Source organism: Lysobacter olei, assembly GCF_054777355.1.
In genome coordinates, this window is the sequence record NZ_BAAHAT010000002.1 from 352,012 (window position 1) to 377,923 (window position 25,912).

Here is a 25,912-nt window from a genome sequence, read left to right on the forward strand (position 1 = left end):
GCCCCGTCAAAGACGGGGCTTCTGCTTTTCAACTCCACCACCCGTCATCAGGTGGGAGGCAGTGCGATGGGGGTGTCGTGTAGAGCGGGCCATGGGTGAGAGCGGGCCGCTTACGCGGCACTGCCGCGTGGTCCGATCGAACGCCCGGCGCGCTGCGCCGGGCCGGACTGGCCCGCGGCCCGACTCGCGGCAGGATTGCCGCGACGGAGGGTCGAAACGACACCCCCATCGTGCTGACTCCCACCGTGAAACAACCCTTACGCCACCTTCACGATCCGCAGCGGGTTGTCCCACTCCTTCAACAGCTCCGCCTCACGCAGCTTCGCCTTGTGCAGGTGCTCTTCCTTGACGTGCCCGTAGCCCCGGATGTGCTCCGGAATCGACGCAATCTCTGCCGCCAGATCCACATTGCCGCGGTCCAGCTTCGGCAGCAGCCCTTCGATGGTGCGGACGTAGTCGGCAATCAACTGCCGCTCCATCTTGCGCTCCTCGGTGTAGCCAAACACGTCGAGCTTGGTGCCACGCAGCTTGCGCAGCTTCGCCAGCCACTTGAACGCGGTCAGCACCCACGGCCCGTACTCGGCCTTCATCAACTGGCCATCGGCATTGCGCTTGGCCAGCAGCGGCGGCGCCAGGTGGAACTTCAGCTTGAAGTCGCCATCGAACTGCTGCTGCACGCGGTGCAGGAACTCGCCGCTGGTGTACAGGCGGGCCACTTCGTACTCGTCCTTGTACGCCATCAGCTTGAACGCATAACGCGCCACCGCCTCGGTCAGGTCGGTGCTGCCAGGCGCCTTGGACTGCTCGGCGTCGCGCACGCGGGTGACGAACGCGGCGTAGCCCTTGGCGTACTCGGCGTCCTGGTACTCGGTGAGGAAGCTGACGCGACGCGCGATCAGCTCGTCCAGCGAACGCGACAGGCGCTCGTCGTCCAGCGGCAGGAACGCGACGTTGTCGCCGCCGGCGTTGCTGGGCAGGTGGCGCAGGTCGTCCTCGTTGCGCACCGCCTTCAACGGCGCGGCGTTGGCGCCCCACTCGTGGCCTTCCCACTCGGCGGCCCCGAGCATCGGCAGCGCGTGCGGGGTGGCTTCGGCGGCGGTCTGCGCGTTGCGGATCAGGCCGGCGGCTTCCATCACCGCGGCCGGGTCGATCACCGCCAGGCGGCCCCACGCGAACGCGGTCTTGTTCATCTCGACCGCGGCGCCGTTGAGCTCGATGGCGCGCATCAGCGAGTCCATCGACAGCGGCACCAGGCCCTTCTGCCAGGCGTAGCCGAGGATGAACAGGTTGGTGGCAATCGCATCGCCCATCAGCGCGGTGGCCAGCTGGGTGGCGTCCACCGCGTGCAGGCCTTCGCCGCCGAGCGCGCTGCTGATCGCGGCCATGATGTCGGTGGCCGGGAACTGCATGTCCGGACGGGTGGTGAAGGTGCCCGGCATCGCTTCGTAGGTGTTGAGCACCACCTGCGCGCGGCCGCTGCGGATCTTCGACAGCACCCAGTAGTCATTCACCACGACCATGTCGCAGCCCAGCACCAGGTCGGCCTCGCCGGCGGCGATGCGCACGGCGTGGATGTCGTCCGGGGTCTTCGCGATGCGGATGTGGGTGGTGACCGCGCCGCCCTTCTGCGCCAGGCCGGTCTGGTCCAGCACGGTGGCGCCACGGCCTTCCAGGTGGCCGGCCATGCCCAGCAGTGCGCCGATGGTGACCACGCCGGTGCCGCCGACGCCGGTCAGCAGGATGTTCCACGGCTGCGACAGGTCGCTGGCCACCTGCGGCAACGGCAGGTTGGCGAGGCGGTCCTTGGAACCCGAGCCCTTCTTCTTGCGCAGGCCACCGCCTTCGACGGTGACGAAGCTGGGGCAGAAGCCGGTGGTGCAGCTGTAGTCCTTGTTGCAGTTGGACTGGTCGATCTCGCGCTTGCGGCCGAACTCGGTTTCCTTCGGCAGCACCGACACGCAGAACGACTTCTTGCCGCAGTCGCCGCAGCCTTCGCACACCAGCGAGTTGACCACCACGCGCTTCTGCGGGTCGACCATCTTGCCGCGCTTGCGGCGGCGGCGCTTCTCGGTGGCGCAGGTCTGGTCGTAGATCAGCACCGAGGTGCCCTTCACTTCGCGCAGACGCTTCTGGATGGTGTCCAGTTCGCTGCGGTCATGGAACTCCACGTCGGAGGGGAACAGCTCGCGCTTGCTCCACTTCTTGATGTCGTCCGACACCAGGATGATGGTGTGCACGCCTTCGCTGCGCACCTGGTGCGCGATCTGCGGCACGGTCAGGGTGCCGTCCACCGGCTGGCCGCCGGTCATCGCGACCGCGTCGTTGTAGAGGATCTTGTAGGTGATGTTGACGCCGGCCGCGATCGACTGGCGGATGGCCAGCGAACCACTGTGGAAGTAGGTACCGTCGCCCAGGTTCTGGAACACGTGCGGGGTGTCGGTGAACGCCGCCTGGCCCGCCCACGTCACGCCTTCGCCGCCCATGTGGGTGAAGGTGTCGGTGTTGCGGTCCATCCACGTGACCATGTAGTGGCAGCCGATGCCGCCCAGCGCGCGCGAACCCTCCGGCACCTTGGTGCTGGTGTTGTGCGGGCAGCCGGAGCAGTAGTGCGGCACGCGCGGGAACTGCGCGCGCGGCAGGGCCAGCTCGGACTCCTTCTCGTCCATCCAGCGCAGCACCTGCGCGATGCGCTCGGCGTTGCTGCCTTCCACCAGGCCCAGCTTCTGCATGCGGCGGCCGATGACGCCGGCGATGGTGGCCGGGGTCAGTTCGCCGGTGCTCGGCAGGATCCACTCGCCGGCCTCGTCGTACTTGCCGACGATGCTCGGGCGCTGGCCCGGCCAGTTGAACATGTACTCCTTCATCTGCCGCTCGATGAAGGCGCGCTTCTCCTCCACCACGACGATGTCCTGCAGGCCTTCGGCGAAGGCGCGCAGGCCCACCGGCTCCAGCGGCCAGGTCATGCCGACCTTGTACACGCGGATGCCGAGGTCGGCGCAGGCCTGCTCGTCCAGGCCGAGGTATTCCAGCGCCTGCAGCACGTCCAGGTACGACTTGCCGGTGGTGACGATGCCCAGGCGCGCGCGCGACGAGTCGATCACCACGCGGTCGAGCTTGTTGGCGCGGGCGAAGGCCTGCGCGGCCTTGACCGCGTACTTGTGCAGGCGCATCTCCTGGTTCATCGGCGGGTCCGGCCAGCGGATGTTGAGCCCGCCTTCCGGCATCTCGAAGTCGTCCGGGGTGATGATCTGCAGCGCCATCGGGTCGGCTTCGACCGAGGCCGAGGACTCGACGGTCTCGGCAATCGTCTTGAAGCCCACCCAGCGGCCGGTGAAGCGGCTCATTTCCCAGCCGATCAGGCCCATCTCGAGGATGTCCTGCACGCCGGCCGGGTTGAGGATCGGCATCATCGCGCTGACGAATTCGTCCTCGCTGCCGTGCGGCAGGGTGGAGCTGCGGCAGGCGTGGTCGTCGGCGGCCAGCGCCAGCACGCCGCCGTAGCGGCCGGTGCCGGCGGCGTTGGCGTGCTTGAACACGTCGCCGCAGCGGTCCACGCCGGGGCCCTTGCCGTACCACATGCCGTACACGCCATCGACCTTGGCGCCGGGGAACAGGTTGGTCTGCTGGGTGCCCCAGACCATGGTGGCGCCCAGATCCTCGTTCAGGCCCGGGGTGAACTTCACGCCGGCCTTCTCCAGGTACTTCTTGGCGCGCCACAGCTCCAGATCGAAGCCGCCCAGCGGGCTGCCGCGGTAGCCGGAGATGAAGCCGCCGGTATTGAGGCCGTTGGCCTCGTCGCGCAGGCGCTGCATCAGCGGCAGGCGCACCAGGGCCTGCACGCCGCTCAGGTAGATGCGGCCCTTTTCGCGGCTGTACTTGTGCTCTAGCGTGTAGTCGGTGTCGACCACACTGTTGGTCAGGGCGGTGTTCGCCGAGGACGGCGAGCTGAGTTCGGCGGTGCTGGTCATGCGGGGCTCCGGGCGCGGCGGGGGGGCCGGCGGGGTGGCTGCGGGGGCGGCGGAATGCGGTGGCGGGGGCGCTGCGACGGCAACGGACCGGCTGGGCATAACTGGCCAATTGTACCAGCGACGAAAGTCGCATCCGGGCGGAATTGGCCCCCCCGGCGCCGTACCGGGTAGGATGGGTCGGGCAACACAGGGGGAAATTTGCTATGTCAATCCGAGGTTTACTGCTGGCAGCCAGCCTGCTGGCAACCGCTGGCGTGCAGGCGCAGGCGCTGCCCAAGCCGGTCGAGTTCTATTTCGAAGCCGATGCTCTGGCCGTGAAGCCGATCGTGGCGGTGCGCGAAACCGGCGAAGCCGGGACGCAGAAGCTGCTGCGGGCCATCCAGCGCAACCCGCGCGCGGTGGCCGAGCGCGCCCAACTGGCCCACATTGCGATGGAGGCCGGTCGCGTGGAACTAGGGCAAGAGCTGTACGCCGACACGCTCGCGCGGATTACCGTCAGCGATAGCCTGTACCGGCCGGTGCTGTGGAACTACGGCTGGGACCTCTACCGCGCCGGTGACGCAGAGGGCGCGCTGAAGCAGTGGCAGGTCCTGCTGTCCGCCCGCAACTCCACCGCCAGCTGGATCCCGCCGACCCTGGCGATGGCACTGTGGTCGCTGGGCCGCAAGGACGAGGCGGTGCAGTGGTACGCGGCGGCGGTGCGCACCGAACCCGAGCAATGGCGGACCAGCGCACGCCATGCGGTGCTGCTGCCGGAGTGGAAGGAGTCTGAGCGCGCCACCCTGGCCGAGGTGCAGGCGGCCTGGGCCGCCAACCCGCCGACCTGGCCGTGATCCCCGGGGTGCGTCGCGTGCCCTGACCGGCCGCGTCGCATCTCGCGCAACGTCTGGCGGCACGCTACAGTCGAGCTGGCTCACCCAGCATCTGAGGAACGGATGTCCCTGTCGGCCTTGAGCGTCATGGTGGTCGAGGACCACGGTTTCCAGCGCCGGATGGCGCTGCGCCTGCTGGCAGAACTGGGTATTGCCGACGTGCACCAGGCCGCCGACGGCGTGGGCGCCCTGGGCCAGCTCGTTGACATGGCCAGCATCCCCGACGTGGTGCTGGTCGACCTGGACATGCCGGGGATGGACGGCATCGAGTTCATCGGCCACCTCGCCCAGCGTCGGCTGGCGCGGGCGGTGATCGTGGTCAGTGCGCTCGATCCGGCGCTGTTGAATACCGTGCAGACCATGGCCCGCGCCTACGGGCTGCGCGTGCTGGGTAGTGTCGAAAAGCCTCTGACCCTGGACAAGTTGGCCGAGGCGCTTGGGGGATACGGCCAAGGCCTGCTCGACGACACCGACGATGAGCCCATCGAGATCACCGCCAGCGGCCTTCGCGAAGCGCTCGCTGCCGGCCGCATCGGCCCCTGGTACCAGCCCCAGGTGGAGTTCGCCAACGGCCACGTGGTGGGGGTGGAAGCCCTGGCGCGCTGGGTGCAGGCCGACGGTCGCGTGATCGCACCGTCCCACTTCGTTCCCGTGCTTGAGCGTGAGGGCCTGCTGGAGGCCCTTACCGACCACATGCTGACCCAGGCGTGTCGCGACAAGCGTCGCTGGGACCAGCAGGGGTTGCGCCTGACCCTGTCGGTGAACGTGTCGCCGACCTCGCTGACGCTCAACAGCGCGGCCGATCGCTACCAGCGCCTGGTCGAGGCCGAGCACGTGGATCCGGCGGACGTGATCCTCGAGATCACCGAAAGCTCGGTGATGGCGGATGCGGCGCGCGGCCTGGGCGTGATGGCGCGGTTGCGGCTCAAGGGATTCGGCTTGTCGATTGACGACTTCGGCACCGGCTGGTCGTCGTTGGCGCAGCTGTCGCAGGTGCCCTTCACCGAGTTGAAGATCGACCAAACCTTTGTCACGGGCGCGCACAAGCAGCCGCGCAAGCGCGCCGTGGTGGAGGCCAGCCTCGACCTGGCGCGCAAGCTGGACCTCAAGGTGGTGGCCGAAGGCGTCGAATCGCTGGATGACTGGCAGATGCTCGCCGACCTGGGCTGTGGCATCGCGCAGGGGTCGCTGGTGTCGCTCGCGGTGCCGGCCGCGACGCTGCCGGACGTGGTCGCGCATTGGCGGCGGCCGGGGCCCTGATCCCCGCGGTGGCTCGGTTCTTCGCCCGCCTCAGTTTCCGCCACCAGCTCTGGGCGTTGTTCAGCCTGTTCCTGCTGGCCGGCGTGGCCGTGCTGATCATCGATGAAGTGGCGCAGTACCGCGCCCGGCAGTCACTGCTGGTCTTGAAGGACGACCAGCTGCGGCGCATGGCCGTGCTCAAGCGCGTCTCCGACGCCTACGGCCTGGACATCGTCGACACGACGTTCCGCGTGCGCAACCACCTGATCCCGTGGAGCGAAGGCGTGGCCACGGTGGACTCCGCGCGCCGGCGCATCGACGCCGAGTGGGCGACCTTGAGCGCGTTGCCGCACGCCGAGCGCGAGCGTGCGCTGCTCGACGAGGTGGCGGCCGCACGGGTGCGTGCGGACCGGGCCGCGGTGCAACTGCGCGCACTGCTGGCGCGCCAGGACATCCTCGCGCTGGGCCGGTTTGCCGACAGCGAGCTGTACCCCGCGGTCGACCCGGTGACCCGCCGCATCAAGGCGCTGTCGGACCTGGCCCAGGAACGCGCCGAAGCGCTGGTCGCCGCCGATCTGCGCCGCAACCAGACCGTCAGCGCGCTGCGCATCGGCGTCTCGCTGCTGGCGTTGCTCGCGGTGGCGCTGATCGGGCGCCGCGTGCTGCGCAACGCCTACCGCGGCGTCGAGAGCCTGACGTGGATGGCCCGGCGCATGCGCTCGCATGATTTCGAGGCCCAGCCACGCTACCAGCCCAGTGGCGAGCTGGCCACGGTGATGGATGCGTTCATGGAGATGCGCCAGAACGTGGTCGCGTTCGAACGCCAACTCACCGACAACCTGCTGCAGGCCGAGCGCACCAAGGCCGAACTGGCACGCCGCGAGCGCTTCCTCAGTTCCGTGCTGGAAGCCGCGCAGACCGCCATCCTGGCCATCGACCGCGACGGGCGCTGGATCGTGTTCAACCCCTTCGCCGAGCGCCTGCTGGGTTGGCGCGCCGACGAGATCCTGGGCAAGGTGGTCCGCTACGGCGGCGAGCCGCGGCCCGACGATGCGCCGCTGCTGGTGCCGCCGCGCGCGATCGAGGACACCGTGGCGCGGCTGGGCAAGATCCTGGGCAGGACCGTGCCGTCGGACTGGCGGGCCCTCGAAGCGCTCGCCTCGCTGCGCCGGCCGCCGGGCGAAGGCCTGCTGCGCCACCGCGACGGCCATGCCGTGCCGGTGCTGATCGCGCTGTCGCCGGTGGAAGACGAACACGGCCACGCCGCGGGCGTGATCGCGGTCGCCAGTGACCTGACCGCGTTCAAACGGCTGGAACAGCAGTTGCGTGACAGCCAGGCGCGCGCGGAGCAGGCCAACGAGGCCAAATCGTCGTTCCTCGCCGCGATGAGCCACGAGATTCGCACGCCCATGATCGGCGTGACCGGCATGATCGAGATCCTGGCCCACTCGCGGCTCGACGCCGACCAGCGGCGCGCGCTCAACGTGATCCAGGAGTCCTCGCAGTCGCTGCTGCGGATCATCGGCGACATCCTGGATTTCTCCAAGATCGAGGCCGGGCGGCTGGCCCTGACGCCGGAGCCGACCAGCCTGCAGGCGCTGGTGCGCAGCACGGTGGCCAACTACCTGGGCTCCGCGTCGAGCAAGGGCCTGGCGCTGGAATGCCAGATCGACCCGCGCGTGGCCCCCGCGTACGTCGCGGACCCGCTGCGCCTGCGGCAAATCCTCGCCAACTTCCTCTCCAACGCGATCAAGTTCACCGAGACCGGGCGGGTGGATGTGGCGCTGGAGTGGGTCGGCACGGACCTGCCCGCCTCGGGGGGCGGCTTGGGCCGCGACCTGCTGTGCCTGCGCGTCACCGACACCGGCATCGGCGTGGGCGCCGAGCAGCAACAGGGGTTGTTCGAACCCTTCAGCCAGGCCGAGGGCGATACCACGCGCCGCTTTGGCGGCACGGGCCTGGGGCTGGCCATCTGCCGGCGCTTGGCGGAGCTGATGGGCGGTTCGGTGTCGATGCAGAGCGTGCCGGGAGCGGGCACCACGATGCGGCTGCAGGTGACATTGCCGCGCGCGCGCAGCGAGGACCTGCCGCCGGCGGACGCCGTGCCCGCCGCGCACGAAGGTTTCCGGCCGCGGCCGTTGCCGACGGTGGACGAGGCGCGGCGCGAGGGCTCGCTGGTCCTGCTGGTGGACGACCATCCGATCAACCGCATGGTCATCGCCCGGCAACTGGCCTTGGCCGGTTACGCCAGCGAGGCCGCCGAAGACGGGCGGCAGGGGTTGGCGCGCTGGCGCGAGGGCGGCATCGGCCTGGTGCTGTCGGACGTGCACATGCCGGAGATGGATGGCTACGCGCTGGCCCGCGCGATCCGCGCCGAGGAAGCCCGCGACGGCCGCCCACGGGTCCCGGTCGTCGCGCTGACCGCCTCGGCAATGAAGGGCGAGGCCGAGCGCTGCCTCGCGGCGGGCATGGACGATTACCTGGCCAAGCCGGTGACCGTGCCGGTGCTGGCCGCGTGCATGCACCGCTGGTTGCCGCACACGGCGCCGGGCTCAGAGGGGGCCGCGCCTAGCCTGCGTGGCGACGCCCAGCCGGGGGCGGAAGACGCCGGCCCCGCCCCGTCGGACGCGGACGCCTTACATGCACGTCCCTTGACGCAGCTGGAGCATCCGCCGGCCCTCGACCCGGCGGTGCTGGCCGACCTCACCGGTGGTGACGACGCCGAAGCCCGCAGCGTGCTGTTCGACTACCTGGCCAGCGTGGACCATGACCTGGGCGCGTTACGCACGCTGCGCGATGCCGGCGACCTGGTCGGGGTCACCCGCGAGGCCCACAAGCTCAAGGGCGCGGCCCGACTGGTCGGGGCAGAGGACCTGGCGGCCGCGGCGGCGGCACTGGAAGACGCCGGGCGCGGCGATGCCTGGGCCGAAGCCCGGGTGCTGGCGGCCGATGTCGAAACCGCCGTGCAGCGGTTGCGCCTGTTCGTGCGCGAGCGTTACCCCGGCTGAGCGGGGCGCTTGCCAAAGGTCGCAGCGCCACCGGTCGGGCACCGCGCTAGCATGTCCCCATTCGCCAATGCCCCGGAGACCGGCATGCGCCCGTTGCTCGCCGCACTTCTGCTCACCTTGCCGCTGGCCAGCCCGGCCGCCGATCGCATCACCGGCAAGCCCTTCGCCACGCGCAGCGAGGTCTACGCGCCGCACGCCATCGCCGCGACCTCTCACCCGCTGGCCACGCAGATCGCGCTGGACGTGATGAAGGCCGGCGGCAGCGCCGTCGATGCGGCGATCGCCGCCAACGCCGCGCTGGGCCTGATGGAGCCCACGGGCAACGGCATGGGCGGTGACCTGTTCGCCATCGTCTGGGACCCGAAGACCCGCAAGCTGCACGGCTACAACGGGTCCGGACGCTCGCCCAAGGCGCTGACGCTCGCCGAGTTCCAGCGCCGCGGGCTGAAGGACATTCCCGCGCACGGCCCGTTGCCGGTGACCGTGCCCGGCACCGTCGACGCGTGGTTTGCGTTGCACCAGCGCTTCGGCCGCCGTGCGATGGCCAACAACCTCGCGCCCGCCATCGGCTATGCGCGCAACGGCCATCCGGTGCACGAGGTGATCGCGTACTACTGGGGCCGCTCGGTGCCGACGTTGTCGAAGTGGCCCGGTTTCAGTGAGCAGTTCACCGTGCCGTGCGCGGCGCAGGACGCCGGCTGCGTGGCGGGTCGTCGTGGTCCGCGCACCGGCGAGACCTGGAAGAACCCGCATCTCGCCGCGACCCTGGAGCAGATCGCGCGCGGCGGCCGCGATGCGTTCTACAAGGGCGAGATCGCGCGCACCATCGACGCCTACTTCAAGGCCAACGGCGGCTTCCTCGCCTACGACGACCTTGCCGCGCACCACGGCGAATGGGTCGAGCCGGTGAGCACCAATTACCGCGGCTACGACGTCTGGGAGTTGCCGCCCAACGGCCAGGGCATCGCCGCGTTGCAGATCCTCAACCTGCTCGAGCCCTACGACCTCAAGCGCTACGGCTTTGGCAGCCCCGAGCACGTGCACCTGTTCACCGAGGCCAAGAAACTGGCCTTCGCCGACCGCGCCGCGTCGTACGCCGACCCCGATTACTACAAGTCGCCGGTATCGACGCTGATCTCCAAGCCCTATGCGCGTGAGCGCGGCAAGCTGATCTCGATGGACCGCGCCATGAAGGCCGCCGAGCCCGGCGTGATCCCGGAGCTCAACGAAGGCGACACGATCTACATGACCGTCGCCGACGCCGACGGCATGATGGTCTCGCTGATCCAGTCCAACTACCGCGGCATGGGCAGTGGCATGGCGCCCCCGGGGCTGGGCTTCATCTTCCAGGACCGCGGCGAGCAGTTCGTGCTGAAGGAAGGCCATCCCAACAGCTTCGCGCCGGGCAAGCGCCCGTTCCACACCATCATCCCCGCCTTCGTCACCAAGGGCGGCAAGCCGTGGCTCAGCTACGGCGTGATGGGCGGCGCGATGCAGCCGCAGGGCCACGTGCAGATCCTGCTCAACCTGATCGACTTCGGCATGAACCTGCAGGAGGCCGGTGATGCGCCGCGCATCCAGCACGACGGCAGCACCGAACCGGCCGGGCAGGCCACGGCGATGGCCGACGGCGGTGAACTGGATCTCGAAAGCGGCTTCCCGTACGAGACCGTGCGCGCGCTGATGCGCAAGGGCCACAGCGTGCGCTTCGCCGACGGCCCGTACGGCGGCTACCAGGCGATCATGGTCAACCCGCACGGTGGCTACATCGGCGCCAGCGAGTCGCGCAAGGACGGGCAGGCGGCGGGGTACTGATGGCGTTTGACGCCTTCGCCCTGGTGCTGGCGATGCTGGCGCTGGGGTACCTGTTCCAGCGCACGCGCGTGCTGCCGCCCAACGCGGCGCAAACGCTCAATCTGGTCGTGCTGTACGTGTGCCTGCCGGCCGCGGTGCTGCGCTACGCGCCGCGCCTGCAGCTCGAGCCGGCGCTGCTGGGCGTGGTGGCGGTGCCGTGGCTGCTGCTGGGGGCGACCGTGGTGCTGGTGGGCGCGTTTGCGCGCTGGCTGAAGTTCGCCGACGACGAACGTGCCGTGCTCCTGCTGACGGTGGCGTTGGGCAACACCAGCTTCCTCGGGTATCCGCTGACGCGCGCATTGATCGGCGAACACGCCCTGCCGTACGCGGTGATCTACGACCAGTTCGGCGCGTTCCTGATCATGTCGACGTTTGGGTTGTGGGTGCTGGCGCGCTACGGCGGCGAGCACACGCCGTCCACCGCCGATATCGCCCGACGCATCGTGCGCTTCCCGCCGCTGTGGGCGCTGCTGGTCGGCTTTACCGTGATGCCGGCCGATCCGCCGACGTGGATCGCCGGCGGGTTGCAGCGCCTGTCTGACGCGCTGCTGCCGCTGGCGATGCTGACCATCGGCCTGTCGGTGCGCCTAGCGCTGCCGCGCGACGAGGTGAAGCCACTGGCGGCCGGCCTGGCGCTGAAGCTGCTGGTGATGCCCGCGTTGGCGTTGGCGTTGGTGCCCCTGCTCGGTTTGCATGGCGACATGGCCCGCACCACCGTGCTGGAGGCGGCGATGCCCTCGATGGTCACCGCCGGTGCGCTGGCGATCGCGCACAACCTCGCGCCGCGACTGGCCGCAGCCATGGTCGGTTACGGGCTGCTGCTGTCGCTGCTGACCCTGCCGGCGTGGGTGCACGTGCCGCTGGGCTAGTATCGGAACCCATCGCAGGGACGGGTGAGGCGCATGACGCGGAGGGCGAAGGGATGGGCGGCCGTGATCGCCGGGCTCGCGCTGATGGCGGCGCTGGTGACGTGTGCGGTGCGCGACAGCGGCGCCGGGCGCTCGGCATCGGACGGCCCGCGCCGCGCGGCGATCGCTGACGCTCTCGGGCCGAAGCGCACGCAGGCGCACAAGTCCCGTCAGGCGACCGACGCGGATGCGGTGCACGCGCCGTCGGTGGCCACCTCGTCTGAGTTGCTGGAAGGCTGGAGTCGCGCGCAGCGTGAAGCCATCCGGCGCCTGGTCCGCGACCTGGCGGCGCGTGGCGATGTGGAGAGCCTGTTGGATGCCGCGCTGCTGCTGCCGCTGGTCTGTGACGGACACGATGACTGCGGCGCGGAGCAGGCCGAGCGCGCGCGCCTGCTGGCTGCCGCGGCCCGCGTGGCCCCGGCCCACCCGCTGATCGCGTTCTTGCAGGCCGAGAACTGCATGTGGACCGGCGATTGCGCTGCGGCCTACCGCCGGTTGGCCGCGATCGACCCGGACAACCTGTTTGCCCACCTGGGGCTGCTGCACGCCGCCGCGACGACCGGCGACCCCGCCGCACTGGACCGGGCCCTGCGCGACGCGGCGGCGGTCCCGCTGTACGACACGTACCACGCCGAACTGACTGCCGAACTGGACCGGGCGCTGCGGCGGTTGCCGACCCCGTCGGCCGCGGTGCGTGCGCAGTTGGCTCTGGCGATGGGCTTGCGCGGCGCGCTGGACGAAGACGGCGCACGCCTGGTGCAGGCGCTGGGTGTCAGCATGGCGATGGGAATCCCACCGTTGCAGACGCTGGTGCAGACCTGCCACGTGGACAGCGTGCAACAAGTGCCCGCGCGTCGCGCGCCGTGCCTGGCGCTGCTGGCACGCATGGCCGCGTCTGACACCACGCTGGCGCGCAGCGTGGGCCTGATCCGGCTGATAGCGCTGACCGCGGGCACTGCGGGGGGTGCACACTGGCGCGAGCGTCTGCGCGAGTTCGCGTGGGTGCAGGAGCGCTTTTTCGCGCTGCAGTCCGCGATGAAGGTGGAAGACCTGCGCCGCCAACTCGAACTTGGCGAATGGGAGATGATGCGCGCCATGCTGCGCCGTCATGGCGTGCCGCTGCTGCCCCCCAGCGGGTGGCTGCCCGCGCAGGCTCGCTATCGCCAGTTGCTGTCCGGGCGTGGGTGAGTCGCACCACCCCTGTGCCGTCGCGGTGGCCGCCCCCGCCACTCCCGGTGTACGCTGCGGTTCCGGTCCGATGGAAGCGCCAAAGGTGGCTTGATGAGAACCGTGCTGGTGGCCAGCTCCAAGGGGGGCGTGGGCAAGACCACGATCGCCACCCACCTTGCCGCGCAGGCGGCACTCGAGGGCCTGCGCACCGCGCTGGTCGATGCCGACCCGCAACGCTCCTCCACCCGTTGGGCGGAAAAGCGCGCCGGCCTGGATACCGCAGTGCTGCCGCTGGATGGCACGCGCCGCAAGGCTTGGCGCAAGCAGATGCCCGACGACACCCAGCAGGTGGTGGTCGATGCGCCCGCCGGCGCCATGGCCGACGACCTCGAGCCATTCCTCGAACATGTCGATGCGCTGATCGTGCCGGTGCAGCCCTCCACGCTGGACATCGAGGCCACCGTGCCCTTCCTCGATTCGCTTGCCCAGCACCCGCGGGTGCGCAAGGGCACGCTGCGCGTGGGGCTGGTGGGCAACAAGCTCAAGCCGTGGACCAACGCCTCGCAGCAGGCCGTCGAGTTGCTGCGCGCGTGGCCCTACCCGGTGGTGGCGCAGTTGCGCGACAGCCAGGCCTACGTGGTGATGACCGGGCTGGGCAAGAGCCTGTTCGACTACCACTCCGCGCAGGTGCGCGACCACCAGTCCGACTGGCAGCCGCTGTTGAAGTGGCTGCGCAAGTCCTGACCCTGCCGGAACCCCGACTGCATGCGTGAACTCATTCTGCTGCGCCACGCCCACGCCGAAACGGCGGCCATGGGCCAGGCTGACCTCGACCGCCCCTTGTCGGCCGAAGGCCTGGCCGAAGCCGAAGCCGCCGGCCGCTGGCTGGCCAAGCATCGCCTCATCCCCGACTGCGTGTTGTGCTCGCCCTCGCGGCGCACGCGCGAGACGCTGGAAGCGGTGCTGGACGTGATCGGTTACATCGACCAGCGCATCGAGCCGGCGATCTACGAGGCCACGCCGGGCACGCTGATTGCCCTGGCCGACGCCAACGTCGAGGTCGGCCGGCTGATGCTGGTGGGCCACAACCCCGGCCTGGAGCGGCTGGCGGCGCTGCTGCACAGCGGCCAGTCGGGCGACTACCGCGGCATGCCGCCGGCGGGCATCGCCGTGCTCAACGTCCCCGTGGAGACTGCACTGGAGCCGGGCATCGCCCAGTTGTCCGCGTTCTGGTGGCCGTGAGCCCAGGGTGGCGCCGGTGGCTGGCGGTCGTCGCCTGCTGCACGGGCGCCACCGCCGGGGCGCAGGAGATCGACGCGGCGCGCTCGCGCATGGAGTTCGAGCTGCGCACGCGCTGGGGCCAGCGGGTGCAGGGCGAATTCACGCGCCACCAGGGCCAGGTCAGCGTGCTGTCCGACGGTCGCCAGCAGGTGCAAATGTCGTTGTCGGCAGCGGCCATCGAAGTGGGGGATTCGGAGTACTACACCGCGATCGCGCGTGGCCCGCAGTTCTTCGACGCCGCGCGCTATCCGTACATTGATTTCCTGTCCGAGCCGCACCGCGTGGAACGGGTGCACGACGGCGGTCGCCTGCGCGGCAAGCTCACGCTGCATGGCGTGAGCCGCACCGAGTCCTTCATACTGCAGCCTGCGGAGTGCGCGCGGCCGGGATGGGATTGCGACGTGGTCGCCACCGGTGTCATCAACCGCACCGACTACGGCCTGAACGGTTTCCGGCTCGCGCTGTCCGACCGGGTGCGGTTCACCATGCGGGTCAGGCTGAAGAACGAGGACGAATGACGGGTTTGCGTGCCATCGCGGTCGCCTTGCTGGGCCTGTGGCTGTCGGCGTGCGCGACGCTGTCGCCGGCACAACGCGACCGGGCCGCCGCGGTGGCAGCGCAGGCGCGCAGCACCGCGCTGGACTGCGCACGGGCCAGCGCGTGCGCGCAGCCGTCGCCGCTGCGCCACCTGGCGGGCGAGGCCTTCGCTGCCTCCACGCCCGACGCGCCCCGTCATTACGCGCTGATCCTGGACCACGGGCCGGATGCGCTGCTGGCGCGGGTCAACCTGATCCGCAGCGCCACCACGGCCATCGACCTTCAGACGTACATCTTCGACGAGGACGATGCCGGCCGGCTGGTGATCGACGAGTTGCTGACCGCCGCCCGCCGCGGCGTGCGCGTGCGCCTGCTGCTCGACCAGTTGGCGGCGCTGGAAAAGGTGGAGACGCTGGCGGCGCTGGCTGGTGCCCACACCAACCTGCAGGTGCGCGTGTACAACCCGGTGCTGGGGCGGGCGCGGATCAGCTACCCGCAATACGCATTGGCCGCGGCCTGCTGCTGGAAGCGGCTGAACCAACGCATGCACACCAAGTTGCTACTGGTCGACGGGGCGGTGGGCATCAGCGGCGGTCGCAACTACCAGGACGACTATTACGACTGGGATGCGACCTACAACTTCCGGGACCGCGACGTGCTGGTGGCCGGGCCGGTGGCACGCGAGATGGACGCCAATTTCGTGCGCTTCTGGGATGACGCGCGCAGCGTGCCGGCCGAGCGCCTCATCGATGTGGGCCAGGCGTTGTTGACGCAAGGCGTGCCGAAGCTGCCGCCGGCGCGCTTCGCCCGCCCCGAGCGCGCCGCGCGCATGCGCGCCGATGCCGGTGACAGCGCGCTGGTCCAGCAGCGGCTGGTGGCGCCTGCGCTACCGGTCGGGGCGGTGGGCTATATCTCCGACTCACCGGCCAAGCACGCGGGCGATGCCTCGGGGTATGCCCGCGCCTCGCAATCGATGCGCGCGTTGATCGAATCGGCGCGCGAGGAGGTGATGCTGCAGACGCCGTACCTGGTGTTGTCCAAGCCCGCACAGCAGATGTTCCGCGAGCTGCGCGCGCGCACCGATCCGCCGCGCGTGATCGTGTCCACCAACAGCCTCGCGGCCACCGACGCGTTCATCGCCTACGCGTTGTCGTACAAGTACAAGCGTCGTTACCTGCGCGAATTCGGCTTCAACATCTACGAGTTCAAGCCGTTCCCCGCCGATGCGCCGATCGATGTCGCCAGCACCGGCGCCGTGGTTCCGCCGTTGCAGGCGCCCGCCCCCGGGGCAGGAACGGATGCTACCGGTGCCGATGCCGCAGGTAGCAGCGGCGCGGCCAGCGCGACCGATCAGGCACCGGCACCGGCACCGGCACCGGCACCGCGGGTGCGCCCGCGGCGTGACTTCGGCAGCGTGCGCCGACCACCGGTGGGGTACCGTGAGCCGCTTTCGCGCGAGCATGGGGCTTTGCGCTTCGGTTCGCGTGGCGCCAACGAGCCGGTGCCGCTGAAGCGCGCGGGTGTGCGCATCGGCCTGCACGCGAAGTCGCTGGTGATCGATGGGCGGGTCGGCGTGATCGGCACGCACAACTTCGACCCGCGCGGTGACGACTACAACACCGAGAGTGCCGTGGTGATCGAAGACCCGGCATTCGCACAGGCACTGGCCGCCAGCATCCGCCGCGACATCGCGCCGGCCAATGCGTGGGTGATCGCGCGGCGCGACCGGCCGCCGGTGCTGTCCGGGCTCAACTATTCACTGGGCAAGGCCTTCGAGAAGCTGCCTGTGTTCGACTTCTGGCCGGTGCGCTACGCCACCAGTTACGAGTTCGTGCCCGGGCCAGCATGCCCGCAACCGCTACCGCCGGATGCGCCGGGGTTCCGCGCATGCCACCGCCCGGTGGGCGACTTCCCCGAGGTGGATGCCGGCCTGAAGAGCCTGACCACCCGCATCTTCACCGCCTTCGGCGCGGGGCTGGCGCCCATCCTTTAAGGCCCTTTGCGGCCGCACTCGCGGCTGGCGTCGGCGTCGGCGTCGGCGTCGGCGCAGGCCGGGCCGGGCCGGGCCCGGCCTCACCGGTCGTGGGCGAGGCGGCTCCCCGGCCCGCGCCGAGGCCTACCCCTGTCATCAGTCATGGCAACCAATCGTCCCTTGGGGCGATCCAAGTCCTTGATTCCGCAGTGTGCGCCCCCGCCTTCGAGTAGGTCTTCGGTGGGGTGACTTCCGGCCCATGGCGGAATTGGTCTGGTGTTGTACTTTACCAACACACCAGAGCACACCCCAGCCCAAAGGACCCCGCCATGAACGCCACTCTCTCCGCCGCCGCCCGCCGCGCCGAAGACCGCCGCAACGCCGAACGCCGCCTCGTCGAACGCCGCATGTCAGCCGAGCGCCGCACCGCCGACCGCCGCGAGGCCGCCGACGTCGCCGCCAGCAACGTCACCCCGATCCGCCACCTGCACCGCGCCCGCGACTTCGGCGTCGGCTACGGCAACAGCAGCGGCTACGCCTCCCAGGGCCGTTACACCCCGGCCTGGAACCAGCCGCACTTCCGCGTTGCCTGACCACGGGCTCGCCTGAGGGGAAAGGGGTCCGTTATCGTGGGGGCATGGATCGCCCCCACCACCTCCCGCCCTCGCCGTTCCGCCGCCCGCCCGACCTCGACGCGCTCAACGCGCTGTCCCGCGGCACGGCCATCGAAACCCTGGGGATCGTCTTCACCGACGCAGGCCCCGACCACATCACCGCCACCATGCCGGTGGACGCCCGCACCCGCCAGCCCTATGGGCTGTTGCACGGCGGGTCCTCCGTGCTTCTGGCCGAGACGCTGGGCAGCAGTGCCGGCAACCTGTGCGTGCCCGACGACCGCATCTGCGTCGGCATCGAAATCAACGCCAACCACCTGCGCGCCGCCCGCGACGGCGTCGTGACCGGCACCGCGCGGCCGTTGCACGTGGGCCGCAGCACCCAGGTGTGGGAAATCCGCATCGAAGACGAGCAGGGCCGCCCGGTCTGCATCTCGCGCCTCACGCTGGCCGTGGTGCCGCGCGCCTGAGCACGCGCGCCGCGACATACGCGCCGGTGCGGTGTCGTGGCGCCGCTGGTGACGCCGTCGGCGCTTCGGTATCGTTTCCCTGATGAATGCGCCGACTTCCCCCATCGGCGCGCCGGCGCCCACTGCGCCGCTGGCGCGCGCGGTCCGTTATGCCTACCGCGTGCCGTTGTTACTGTGGCACCTGTTCGTTGACCTGCCGCTCACGTTGCTGGCCATGCTGCCCGGCATTGGTGCGGTCGAGCTGCGCGGCCAACGCATCGACCATCTGGCCGTGCGGTGGTGGTCAGCCGGGTTGCTGCGGGTGTTCGGTTTTCGCCTGCGCCGAGTGGGCGAGCCGCTGCGAGGGGGGGTGATGTTCGTGGCCAACCACGTCAGCTGGATCGACATCATCACCATGCACAGCCAGCGCATGATGGGGTTCGTCGCCAAGCGCGAGATCGAGCGCTGGCCGGTGGTCGGCTGGCTGGCCGCGCGCGGGCAGACCATCTTCCACCACCGCGGCAACGCCGAGTCGCTGGGCGGGGTGCTGCACGAGATGCTGGCGCGGCTGCGCGACGGCCATGCAGTGGGCGTGTTCCCCGAAGGCGGCACCCGCGGCGGCGGCGAAATCGGCCCGTTCCATGCGCGCATCTTCCTGGCCGCGGTCGAGGCCGGCGCGCCGGTGCAACCGGTGGCGCTGATCTACGGCGAAGGCGGCAGTGCGCAGCGCACCGTGGCCTTTGCGCCGCGCGAGCACTTCATGGGCAACTTCCTGCGCCTGCTGGGCGAACCCGCGCGGGTGGCCGAAGTGCACTTCCTCGAGCCGATCGTCGCGGGTGAAGCCGAAGGCCGCCGCCGCATCGCCGAGACCGCGCGCCAGCGCATCGTCGAGGCCATGGCGGGCTGAGCGATGCTGTCGGCCGCGGACTACCGTCCAGTGTGGTGGGCCCGCAGCGGGCACGTACAGTCGCTGCTGGGCTCCAACCGCTGGCGCCAGGTGCTGGGTGAGCAGCGCTTGCTGGCCACCGGCGCGCAGACCCGCGAACACCTGATCGACGCCGGCGACGGCGTGCGCCTGCTGGGCCTGCACAGCGTGGTGCCGGGGCGCGCCTCCCGCGGCCTGGCTCTGCTGTTGCACGGCTGGGAGGGCAGCGCCGAGTCCAGCTACATGCGCCACACGGCGGCCCACCTGCTGGAGGCGGGCTTCGAGGTATTTCGCCTCAACTTCCGCGACCACGGCGGCACCCACCACCTCAACGAAGGCATCTTCCACTCCAACCGCATCGACGAGGTGGTGCGCGCGGCGGCGGAGCTGGCGCGGCACTTCCCGGCGCGGCCGATGGTGGCGGCGGGCTATTCGCTGGGCGGCAACTTCACCCTGCGGCTGGCCCAGCGCGCGCATGCGGCCGGGGTGCCGCTGCAGCGGGTGGCGGTGGTGTGCCCGGTGCTGGACCCGGCCCGCACCATGGACAGGATGGAGCAGGGCCTGCCGGTCTACCGCTGGTACTTTCAGCGCAAGTGGACGGCGTCGCTGGCGCGCAAGCGCGAACTGTTCCCGCAGTTGCACGATTTCAGTGACGACGTGCTGCACATGGACATGCGCGCGCTGACCGGCTGGCTGGTGCAGCGCCAGACCGAGTTCGGCGACCTGGACCGCTACTTTGACGGCTACTGCATCGCCGGCGACCGCCTGGCCGGCCTGCCGGTGCCGGCGCGGATCCTGATGGCCGCCGACGACCCGGTGATCCCCGTCGCCGACTTCCACCGGCTGCAATTGCCGGCCAGCGCGCGGATCGAGATCTCGCCGTGGGGCGGGCATTGCGGGTTCGTCGAGGACGGGCGGCTGGAAGGGTTTGCCGAACGCTGGATCGCCGCGCAGCTGCTGGCCGGGGTGTCGGGCGACTGAACGGCAGCCCCCGCGCCTGCGGCTACAATGCGGGTTTGCCCCGTATCCAGGCCGTCCATGTACGAAACCATTCTCCAGGCCCTGCGCAGCGGTGACGCCGCGGCAGCCGTGACCGCCGCCCACGAGGCCGTAGCCGCCAATCCGCAGGACGCCATCGCGCAGCGCCTGCTGGCGACCGCGCTGCGCAGCGCCGGTGAGCGTGACGCCGCCGTCGCCGCGATCGAACGCGCGATCGAGCTGGCCCCGGACGACGCCGAGCTGCACCTGGTGCACGCCGGCCTGCTGCTGGACGAGCGCCAGGTCGACGAGGCGCAGGCCGCGCTTGCGCGCACCATCGGCCTGGACCCCAACCAGTTCCCCGCCTACATCGTGCAGGGCCAGCTGGCCATCGCGCGCGGCGACCTCGACGAAGCCGAACGCGTGGCCCGCGTGGCCGCGCGCATCGCGCCGGAGCACCCGCACGTGGCGACGATCCTGGGCACCGTGGCGCTGCGTCGCGGCGATGCCGACGGTGCGCTGGCGACGCTGGCCCGTGCCGCCGAGCGTGCGCCGGAGGACCAGCAGGTGCGCCATGCGCTGGGCTTTGCCTACATGGCCAAGGGCCACTTCGCATTCGCCGAACAGGCGTTCCGCTCGCTGCTCGACGCGCGTCCGGAATCGCGCGCCACGCGCATGCTGGTGGCCAACCTGGCGCGTCGCCAGGGCCGTGCGGCCGATGCCGCCGACCTGCTCGCCCCGTTGCTGGAAGGCGAGCCCACCGCCGCACTGCTGCGCACGGTCGGCATGCTGGAATACGACGGCGGCCGTGCCGAGCGCGCACGCGAACTGCTGCGCCGTGCCTTCGACTTGGCGCCCACCGACCGCGGCAACATCGGGCCGCTGGTGGAAGTGTGGCGCCGCGAGGACCAGGCCGAGGAAGCACGCAGCGTGCTCGACGCGGCGCTGCAGGCGCATCCGGCCGAGCCGGCGCTGTGGCACGCGCGCCTGGTGTTCGAACCGTTTGCCGGCGACGAGGCGCGCGCGGTGGTCGCCCGCTGGCTGGAGGCCATGCCCGACACGCTGCCGCCGCTGATGGCGCAGTGGGCCATTGAGGATGCGGTGGGCGCCACCGAGCAGGCCGACGCCATCGCGCGTCGCATCACCGAACTGGACCCGGGCCACACCGGCGCCGAGTTGCGCGTGGTCGAATCGCTGCTGCGCACCGACCCGGAGGCGGCGATCACGCACGTGGACAACCTCATCGTCCGCGCGCCCGACCCGAACGTGAAGCGCGGCCTGCGCCAGTTGCTGGGTCGCGCCTACGACGCGGCCGGTCAGCACGCCGCCGCCGTGGCGACGTGGGAGGAGCTGCATGCCGAGGTGAACGAGCAGCGCCTGCCGTACCCGCCGGTGAGCCCGTCGCGCAGCGATTGGCCGGAGTTGGCACCGCTTCCGGAGGATGCCAAGGCCGTCCTGCTGTTGTGGGGTGCCCCGGGCAGCCTCGTGGAGCGCGTGGCCGCGACCTTCCAGTTCAGTGGCGCGCCGCTGCTGAGCGACCGGCTGGGCGCGAACCCGCCTAACGACTTCCTGCAGCGTTACCCGACCATCGAGCAGTTGGCGGTGGGTGAGGACGATGCGCAGGCCGAGGCGCTGGTCGCGCAATGGCGTGAATTGCTTCCGGCCCGTGGCGCGCAGGACGGCAACGCCTTCGACTGGCTGCTGTGGTGGGACAACGCGCTGTTGACCGCACTGCGTCCGCACATGCCCGAGGCCCTGCTGATGGTGGCGCTGCGCGATCCGCGCGACATGCTGCTGGACTGGCTCGCGTTCGGCGCGCCGGTGCCGTACCGGCTCGACTCGCCGGTCGCGGGCGCCCGCTGGCTGGCGCAGGTGCTGGGCCAGGTGGCCTACCTGCACGAGCAGGACCTGTTCCCGCACCGCCTGGTCAAGCTCGACGCGATTGCCGAGGACGCCGAAGGCCTCGCCCAGGCGATGGCGGACGCGCTGAACAATCAGATCCGAGTCCCGCCCGTGTCGGCGCTGCAGCCGGCGCATTTCGCCGCAGGCCACTGGCGCACCTATGCCGAGCCGCTGGCCGAGGCGTTCGCACTGCTGACGCCGGTGGCCAAGCGCCTGGGCTACGCCGACTGAGCAACACCGCGCGGCGTGGCTTCCCCGGAGGCCACGCCCCCCGTGCCGGATTCCGATCCTCGTTCCGCCTGGAGACCACGATGCGCATCCACAGCAGCAGCTTCCAGCACCGGCAGCGCCTGCCGGCCGAGTTCGCCGCCGGGCAGCCCACCGCCGACGGCTTCGGTTTCGCGCCCAACCGCAATCCGCACTTGGCGTGGGACGAAGTGCCGGACGGCACGCGCTCGTTCGTGCTGCTGTGCATCGATCCGGACGTGCCCACGGTGCCAGAGATGGTCGGCCGTGCGGACGTGCAGATCCCGAGCGAGCAGCCGCGCTGCGACTTCGTCCACTGGGTGATGGCGGACATCCCCGCCGAAGTGCGCGAGATTGCCGCCGGTGCCTGCAGCGACGGCGTGGTGCCGCACGGCAAGGCCGGCCCGGCCGGCCCCGCCGGCAGCCGGCAGGGTTTGAACGACTACACCGGCTGGTTTGCCGGCGATGCCGACATGGCCGGCGACTGGTGCGGCTACGACGGCCCGTTCCCGCCGCCCAACGACCTGCGCCTGCACCGCTACTTCTTCCGCGTCTTCGCGCTGGACGTGGCCACGCTGCCGTTGCCCGACCGCTTCACGGCCAACGACGTGCAAGCGGCGATGCACGGCCACGTGCTGGCGGAGGCCGCGATCTACGGCACCTACTCGCTCAACCCGGCGGTCAAGGACTGACAGTCATTCCGCCGCGCGGCGGCGCGTGCCGCCGGAGAACGCGTTCCGCAGCAGCATCGTTGTGATCGCGACGCCGGCGCGCGATGGGCTACCTCAGTCGCCGGCCGGGAGGAAGGCCAGCAGCGCCACGCCCAGCAGCACCCGGTACACCGCGAACGCGGTGAAGCGGTGCGACTGGATGTAGTGCAGCAGCCACTTCACCGCCACGAACGCCGTCACCGCCGACGCCACGAACGCCACGCCGAGTTCGGTCCAGTTCTCCTGGCCGAAGCCGCCATCGCGCATCATCGCCAGCACCTCGTAGCCCGTGGCGGCGAACATGGTGGGAATGCCGACCACGAACGCGAATTCGGTGGCCGCCGCGCGGCTGGTCGTGCCCGCCAGCAGCGCGACGAAGATGGTGGCCGCCGAGCGTGATGTGCCCGGAAACACCCCGGCCACCACTTGGGCCACGCCGACCAGGATCGCGGTGGTCCAAGCGATGGATGTGCGCTCGCCGTCGCGTTCGGCGCGCCTGGCGGCGAGCTGTTCGGCCAGCACCATCCACACCGCGCCGATGATCAGGGCCCAGGCGATGGGTTGCACGGTGTCGGGTAGGTGCCAACCCAGCTTCTTCACCAGCAGGCCGCCCACCGCGGTTACCGCGAAGGCGGCGAGCAGCTTGAAGGCGTAGTCGCGCGATTGCGCCGGCGAGGAGGTGACGCCGAGCGGGTCGTACGGCGCCGGCGCGTCGTAGCCCACGAAGGCGACCGCCATGCCCCACAGCCGCTTCCAGTAGATCAGCACCACCGCGAGGATCGCGCCGGCCTGGATCGCGATGTTGAACAGGTCGCTGCGCGCGCCCAGCCAATGTTGGGCGATGAGCAGGTGGCCGGTGCTGGAGATCGGCAGGAACTCGGTGATGCCTTCGATGATGCCGAGCAGCAGCGCGGCGAGCAGGTCGGTCATGCGGGTGGGGGAAAACACGGGTGGGCCAGCATAGCCGATGCGCCGCAAGACGCCGGTGCCCAAGGTTCCGCGCTCCGCCGCTGCAAGGCGCAATCGCTACAGCAGCGTGAGGAATGCCTCCAACGCCGGCGGTCGCGGCCGTTGCGCCAACTCCAGCCGGAACAGGGGCCGCACCAACGTGCGCTTGCCCGGCGCGGCCAGCGCCCGCAGGCGCCCGGCGGCCAGCGGATCGGCGACGACCGCCGCGGGCAGGATGGCCAGCCCGGCGCCTTCGGCCACCGCGCGGGCGATGGCCTCGTTGCTGCCCACCTCCAGCGTGCGCCGCGGCGTGACGCCCTCAGCCTGCAACCAGGCCTGCGCCACCTGGCGCGTGCCGGAACCCGGCTCGCGCAGCAGCCAGGTGCGCGCCGACAGCGTGGCGGAGCCTGGACGCTTGAGCTCGGCCAACGGGTCGTCGGCGGCCGTGACCAGCTGCAGTGGTTCCTCGCGCCAGCGCTCGGTGCGCAAGCGGGTGTCGTCCACCACCCCTTCCACGAACCCCACGTCCAGCGTGCCCGTGGCGACCGCCTCCGCCACGCCGGCGGTGTTGCCCACCTGCAGGGTCAGGGCGATCGCGGGGTGCGCGTCGGCAAAGCGCACCACGGCCGGCGGCAGCCAGTAGCCCGCCACCGTGGTGCTGGCCCCGATGCGCAGCCGGCCGCGCTGCAGGCCGACGCGGTCACGCACGTCCTCCAGCGCCGCCTTCTCCATTGCGAACAGCGCGCGTGCGTGCCGGTACAGCGCCTCGCCGGCATCGGTCAGGCGTACGCCGCGGCGACCGCCGTCCGTGCCGCTGCGGTCGAGCAGGGCGAGGTCCAGCTGGCGCTCCAGCTCGCGCACGCCTTTGGACACCGCCGACTGGGTGACGAACAGCGCGTCCGCCGCGCGTGAGAAACCGCGGTGTTCGACCACGCCCGCGAACAGGCGCAGCAGGTGCAGGTTCAGGTGCGTCGCCATGCATGAGTCAAATTCATATTCGTTGGAAGTATATGCATTGGATTCATAAGGCGGACTGGCCTAGCCTGCGCGGCGGTCCCGACGCCCGCCCCGGTCATGTCCTCCACCCTCCCGCCTGTTGCCCCGTCTGCCGGATCCACACCCACATCGGCCCCGACCGCCGCTACGCCAGCGCATGGCGGCGATGCCGGTCCGCTCTGGCGCCGTCCGGGGTTTGCGCCCGGCCTGCTGCTGGCCGCTGCGGTCGCCGCGCTCGCGATGGGGCTGGCGCGCGTGCCGGCGCTGCAGGGGGCGGGCCTGAGCGCGCTCACGCTGGCGATCGTGCTGGGCATCGCGTTGGGCAATACCGCATTTCCGAAAGTGGCGCCGCACACCGCCAGCGGCGTGGACTTTGCCCGCAGCACGCTGTTGCGGCTGGGCATCGTGCTGTACGGCTTCCGAGTCACCTTCCAGGACATCGCCTCGGTGGGCTGGCCGGGCATCGCGATGGCGGTGGTGGTGGTGGCCACGGTGTTCACGCTGGGCACGTGGCTGGGCACGCGCGTGTTCCGCCTGGACCGCGAGACCTCCATGCTGATCGGCGCCGGCAGTGCCATCTGCGGCGCGGCCGCAGTGCTGGCCACCGAACCGGTGGTGCGCGCGCAGGCGCACAAGGTCTCCGTGGCGGTGGCCACGGTGGTGGTGTTTGGCACCCTCGCGATGTTCGCCTACCCGTGGCTGTACCCGCGGCTGGGGCTGGATGCGCACCATTACGGGCTGTATGTCGGCGCGACCGTGCATGAGGTGGCGCAGGTCGTGGTCGCCGGGCGCGCGGTCGGCGAGCAGGCCGCCGCCGTGGCAGTCATCGAAAAGATGCTGCGGGTGATGCTGCTGGCGCCGTTCCTGATGCTGTTGTCGCTGCGCCTGCAGTCGGGCGTGAGCGGAGGCGGGCGCCTGCGGTTCGCGCCGCCGTGGTTCGCGGTGGCCTTCATCGCGGTGGCGGCGCTGAACTCGCTGCAATGGCTGCCTCCCGCGCTGGTGGCGGCCCTGGTCGAGCTGGACACCGCCCTGCTGGCGATGGCGATGGCCGCCCTGGGCCTGCGCACCCACCTGGGCGCAGTGCGCCAGGCCGGCCCCCGGCCGCTGCTGCTGGCGGCAGTGCTGTTCGCGGTGCTGCTGCTGGGCGGGCGGCTGCTGGTGCAGGCCGCAGTCGCCTGGGGTGGCTGAGACGGCTTCGTCGCGACCTCGGGCGTCTGCCAGCGGCTTGTCCGACGCACGGCCGAATCGGGGTCCTGCGCGTCTCCTACACTCTCGGGGCGCCTCGGTTCGGCGCCACCAACTTGGTGCAAGTGGCATTTGTCGCGCCACCGTGGT

20 protein-coding genes are annotated in these 25,912 nt (G+C 70.7%); 17 read left to right on the forward strand and 3 right to left on the reverse strand.

Annotation, left to right across the window (positions count from 1 at the left end):
- Positions 1-257: 257 nt before the first annotated feature.
- Positions 258-3,968, reverse strand: a complete 3,711-nt coding sequence (locus tag ACYVBS_RS04240) for an indolepyruvate ferredoxin oxidoreductase family protein (RefSeq protein ID WP_460822000.1) — start codon at positions 3,966-3,968, stop codon at positions 258-260.
- A 203-nt stretch (positions 3,969-4,171) separates the two neighbouring features.
- On the opposite strand from ACYVBS_RS04240, the gene ACYVBS_RS04245 reads away from it, so the two are divergent.
- From ACYVBS_RS04245 to ACYVBS_RS04320, 16 genes are all read left to right on the forward strand, one after another.
- Positions 4,172-4,801, forward strand: coding sequence for a tetratricopeptide repeat protein (locus tag ACYVBS_RS04245; protein ID WP_460822002.1), 630 nt, complete (start codon positions 4,172-4,174; stop codon positions 4,799-4,801).
- Positions 4,802-4,903: 102 nt separating this feature from the next.
- On the forward strand, positions 4,904-6,100 hold the full coding sequence (locus tag ACYVBS_RS04250) for an EAL domain-containing response regulator (RefSeq protein WP_460822003.1): 1,197 nt from the start codon (positions 4,904-4,906) through the stop codon (positions 6,098-6,100).
- Positions 6,101-6,108: 8 nt separating this feature from the next.
- On the forward strand, positions 6,109-9,087 hold the full coding sequence (locus ACYVBS_RS04255; RefSeq protein WP_460822004.1) for an ATP-binding protein: 2,979 nt from the start codon (positions 6,109-6,111) through the stop codon (positions 9,085-9,087).
- 51 nt (positions 9,088-9,138) lie between these two features.
- Positions 9,139-10,902, forward strand: coding sequence for a gamma-glutamyltransferase (ggt, locus tag ACYVBS_RS04260; protein WP_460822005.1), 1,764 nt, complete (start codon positions 9,139-9,141; stop codon positions 10,900-10,902).
- On the forward strand, positions 10,902-11,810 hold the full coding sequence (locus tag ACYVBS_RS04265; protein WP_460822006.1) for an AEC family transporter: 909 nt from the start codon (positions 10,902-10,904) through the stop codon (positions 11,808-11,810). Before ggt ends, ACYVBS_RS04265 begins: the two co-directional genes overlap by 1 nt.
- Positions 11,811-11,873: 63 nt before the next feature.
- Positions 11,874-13,037, forward strand: a complete 1,164-nt coding sequence (locus tag ACYVBS_RS04270) for a hypothetical protein (RefSeq protein ID WP_460822007.1) — start codon at positions 11,874-11,876, stop codon at positions 13,035-13,037.
- 93 nt (positions 13,038-13,130) lie between these two features.
- Positions 13,131-13,763, forward strand: coding sequence for a nucleotide-binding protein (locus ACYVBS_RS04275; protein ID WP_460822008.1), 633 nt, complete (start codon positions 13,131-13,133; stop codon positions 13,761-13,763).
- 21 nt (positions 13,764-13,784) lie between these two features.
- Complete coding sequence (locus ACYVBS_RS04280) at positions 13,785-14,261, forward strand: SixA phosphatase family protein (RefSeq protein WP_460822009.1); 477 nt, start codon at positions 13,785-13,787, stop codon at positions 14,259-14,261.
- On the forward strand, positions 14,258-14,818 hold the full coding sequence (locus ACYVBS_RS04285; RefSeq protein WP_460822010.1) for a YceI family protein: 561 nt from the start codon (positions 14,258-14,260) through the stop codon (positions 14,816-14,818). Before ACYVBS_RS04280 ends, ACYVBS_RS04285 begins: the two co-directional genes overlap by 4 nt.
- Positions 14,815-16,830: a phospholipase D family protein gene (locus ACYVBS_RS04290; RefSeq protein ID WP_460822011.1), complete on the forward strand. Its 2,016-nt coding sequence runs from the start codon at positions 14,815-14,817 to the stop codon at positions 16,828-16,830. Before ACYVBS_RS04285 ends, ACYVBS_RS04290 begins: the two co-directional genes overlap by 4 nt.
- Before the next feature lie 308 nt (positions 16,831-17,138).
- On the forward strand, positions 17,139-17,402 hold the full coding sequence (locus tag ACYVBS_RS04295; RefSeq protein WP_460822013.1) for a hypothetical protein: 264 nt from the start codon (positions 17,139-17,141) through the stop codon (positions 17,400-17,402).
- 44 nt (positions 17,403-17,446) lie between these two features.
- Positions 17,447-17,893 carry a hotdog fold thioesterase gene (locus ACYVBS_RS04300; RefSeq protein WP_460822014.1) on the forward strand — a complete coding sequence of 149 codons (447 nt, stop codon included), beginning with the start codon at positions 17,447-17,449 and terminating at the stop codon, positions 17,891-17,893.
- Positions 17,894-17,975: 82 nt separating this feature from the next.
- Entirely contained in the window at positions 17,976-18,779 is an 804-nt protein-coding gene (locus ACYVBS_RS04305) for a lysophospholipid acyltransferase family protein (protein WP_460822016.1), read from the forward strand.
- Between the two features lie 3 nt (positions 18,780-18,782).
- Entirely contained in the window at positions 18,783-19,778 is a 996-nt protein-coding gene (locus tag ACYVBS_RS04310; RefSeq protein ID WP_460822017.1) for a YheT family hydrolase, read from the forward strand.
- A gap of 57 nt (positions 19,779-19,835) precedes the next feature.
- On the forward strand, positions 19,836-21,908 hold the full coding sequence (locus tag ACYVBS_RS04315) for a tetratricopeptide repeat protein (protein ID WP_460822018.1): 2,073 nt from the start codon (positions 19,836-19,838) through the stop codon (positions 21,906-21,908).
- Positions 21,909-21,988: 80 nt separating this feature from the next.
- Positions 21,989-22,615, forward strand: coding sequence for a YbhB/YbcL family Raf kinase inhibitor-like protein (locus ACYVBS_RS04320; RefSeq protein WP_460822019.1), 627 nt, complete (start codon positions 21,989-21,991; stop codon positions 22,613-22,615).
- A gap of 93 nt (positions 22,616-22,708) precedes the next feature.
- On the opposite strand, the gene ACYVBS_RS04325 is transcribed toward ACYVBS_RS04320, so the two are convergent.
- Together ACYVBS_RS04325 and ACYVBS_RS04330 are read right to left on the reverse strand one after the other, a co-directional pair.
- A complete protein-coding gene (locus tag ACYVBS_RS04325) occupies positions 22,709-23,563 on the reverse strand; it encodes an undecaprenyl-diphosphate phosphatase (RefSeq protein ID WP_460822179.1) in 855 nt (284 codons plus the stop codon).
- Positions 23,564-23,659: 96 nt separating this feature from the next.
- Entirely contained in the window at positions 23,660-24,559 is a 900-nt protein-coding gene (locus ACYVBS_RS04330; protein ID WP_460822021.1) for a LysR substrate-binding domain-containing protein, read from the reverse strand.
- Positions 24,560-24,655: 96 nt separating this feature from the next.
- Between ACYVBS_RS04330 and ACYVBS_RS04335 the strand changes: the two genes are divergently transcribed.
- Positions 24,656-25,765, forward strand: a complete 1,110-nt coding sequence (locus ACYVBS_RS04335; RefSeq protein WP_460822023.1) for a YeiH family protein — start codon at positions 24,656-24,658, stop codon at positions 25,763-25,765.
- The last annotated feature ends 147 nt before the right edge of the window (positions 25,766-25,912 follow it).

Bases quoted from the DNA above. Each gene is read 5' to 3' on its own strand.
- ACYVBS_RS04335 (WP_460822023.1), top strand. From the start codon at position 24,656: ATGTCCTCCACCCTCCCGCCTGTTGCCCCGTCTGCCGGATCCACACCC.
- ACYVBS_RS04280 (WP_460822009.1), top strand. From the start codon at position 13,785: ATGCGTGAACTCATTCTGCTGCGCCACGCCCACGCCGAAACGGCGGCC.
- ACYVBS_RS04265 (WP_460822006.1), top strand. From the start codon at position 10,902: ATGGCGTTTGACGCCTTCGCCCTGGTGCTGGCGATGCTGGCGCTGGGG.
- ACYVBS_RS04290 (WP_460822011.1), top strand. From the start codon at position 14,815: ATGACGGGTTTGCGTGCCATCGCGGTCGCCTTGCTGGGCCTGTGGCTG.
- ggt (WP_460822005.1), top strand. From the start codon at position 9,139: ATGTCCCCATTCGCCAATGCCCCGGAGACCGGCATGCGCCCGTTGCTC.
- ACYVBS_RS04275 (WP_460822008.1), top strand. From the start codon at position 13,131: ATGAGAACCGTGCTGGTGGCCAGCTCCAAGGGGGGCGTGGGCAAGACC.
- ACYVBS_RS04305 (WP_460822016.1), top strand. From the start codon at position 17,976: ATGAATGCGCCGACTTCCCCCATCGGCGCGCCGGCGCCCACTGCGCCG.
- ACYVBS_RS04295 (WP_460822013.1), top strand. From the start codon at position 17,139: ATGAACGCCACTCTCTCCGCCGCCGCCCGCCGCGCCGAAGACCGCCGC.
- ACYVBS_RS04320 (WP_460822019.1), top strand. From the start codon at position 21,989: ATGCGCATCCACAGCAGCAGCTTCCAGCACCGGCAGCGCCTGCCGGCC.
- ACYVBS_RS04310 (WP_460822017.1), top strand. From the start codon at position 18,783: ATGCTGTCGGCCGCGGACTACCGTCCAGTGTGGTGGGCCCGCAGCGGG.
- ACYVBS_RS04330 (WP_460822021.1), bottom strand. From the start codon at position 24,559: ATGGCGACGCACCTGAACCTGCACCTGCTGCGCCTGTTCGCGGGCGTG.
- ACYVBS_RS04250 (WP_460822003.1), top strand. From the start codon at position 4,904: ATGTCCCTGTCGGCCTTGAGCGTCATGGTGGTCGAGGACCACGGTTTC.
- ACYVBS_RS04300 (WP_460822014.1), top strand. From the start codon at position 17,447: ATGGATCGCCCCCACCACCTCCCGCCCTCGCCGTTCCGCCGCCCGCCC.
- ACYVBS_RS04245 (WP_460822002.1), top strand. From the start codon at position 4,172: ATGTCAATCCGAGGTTTACTGCTGGCAGCCAGCCTGCTGGCAACCGCT.
- ACYVBS_RS04325 (WP_460822179.1), bottom strand. From the start codon at position 23,563: ATGACCGACCTGCTCGCCGCGCTGCTGCTCGGCATCATCGAAGGCATC.
- ACYVBS_RS04240 (WP_460822000.1), bottom strand. From the start codon at position 3,968: ATGACCAGCACCGCCGAACTCAGCTCGCCGTCCTCGGCGAACACCGCC.
- ACYVBS_RS04315 (WP_460822018.1), top strand. From the start codon at position 19,836: ATGTACGAAACCATTCTCCAGGCCCTGCGCAGCGGTGACGCCGCGGCA.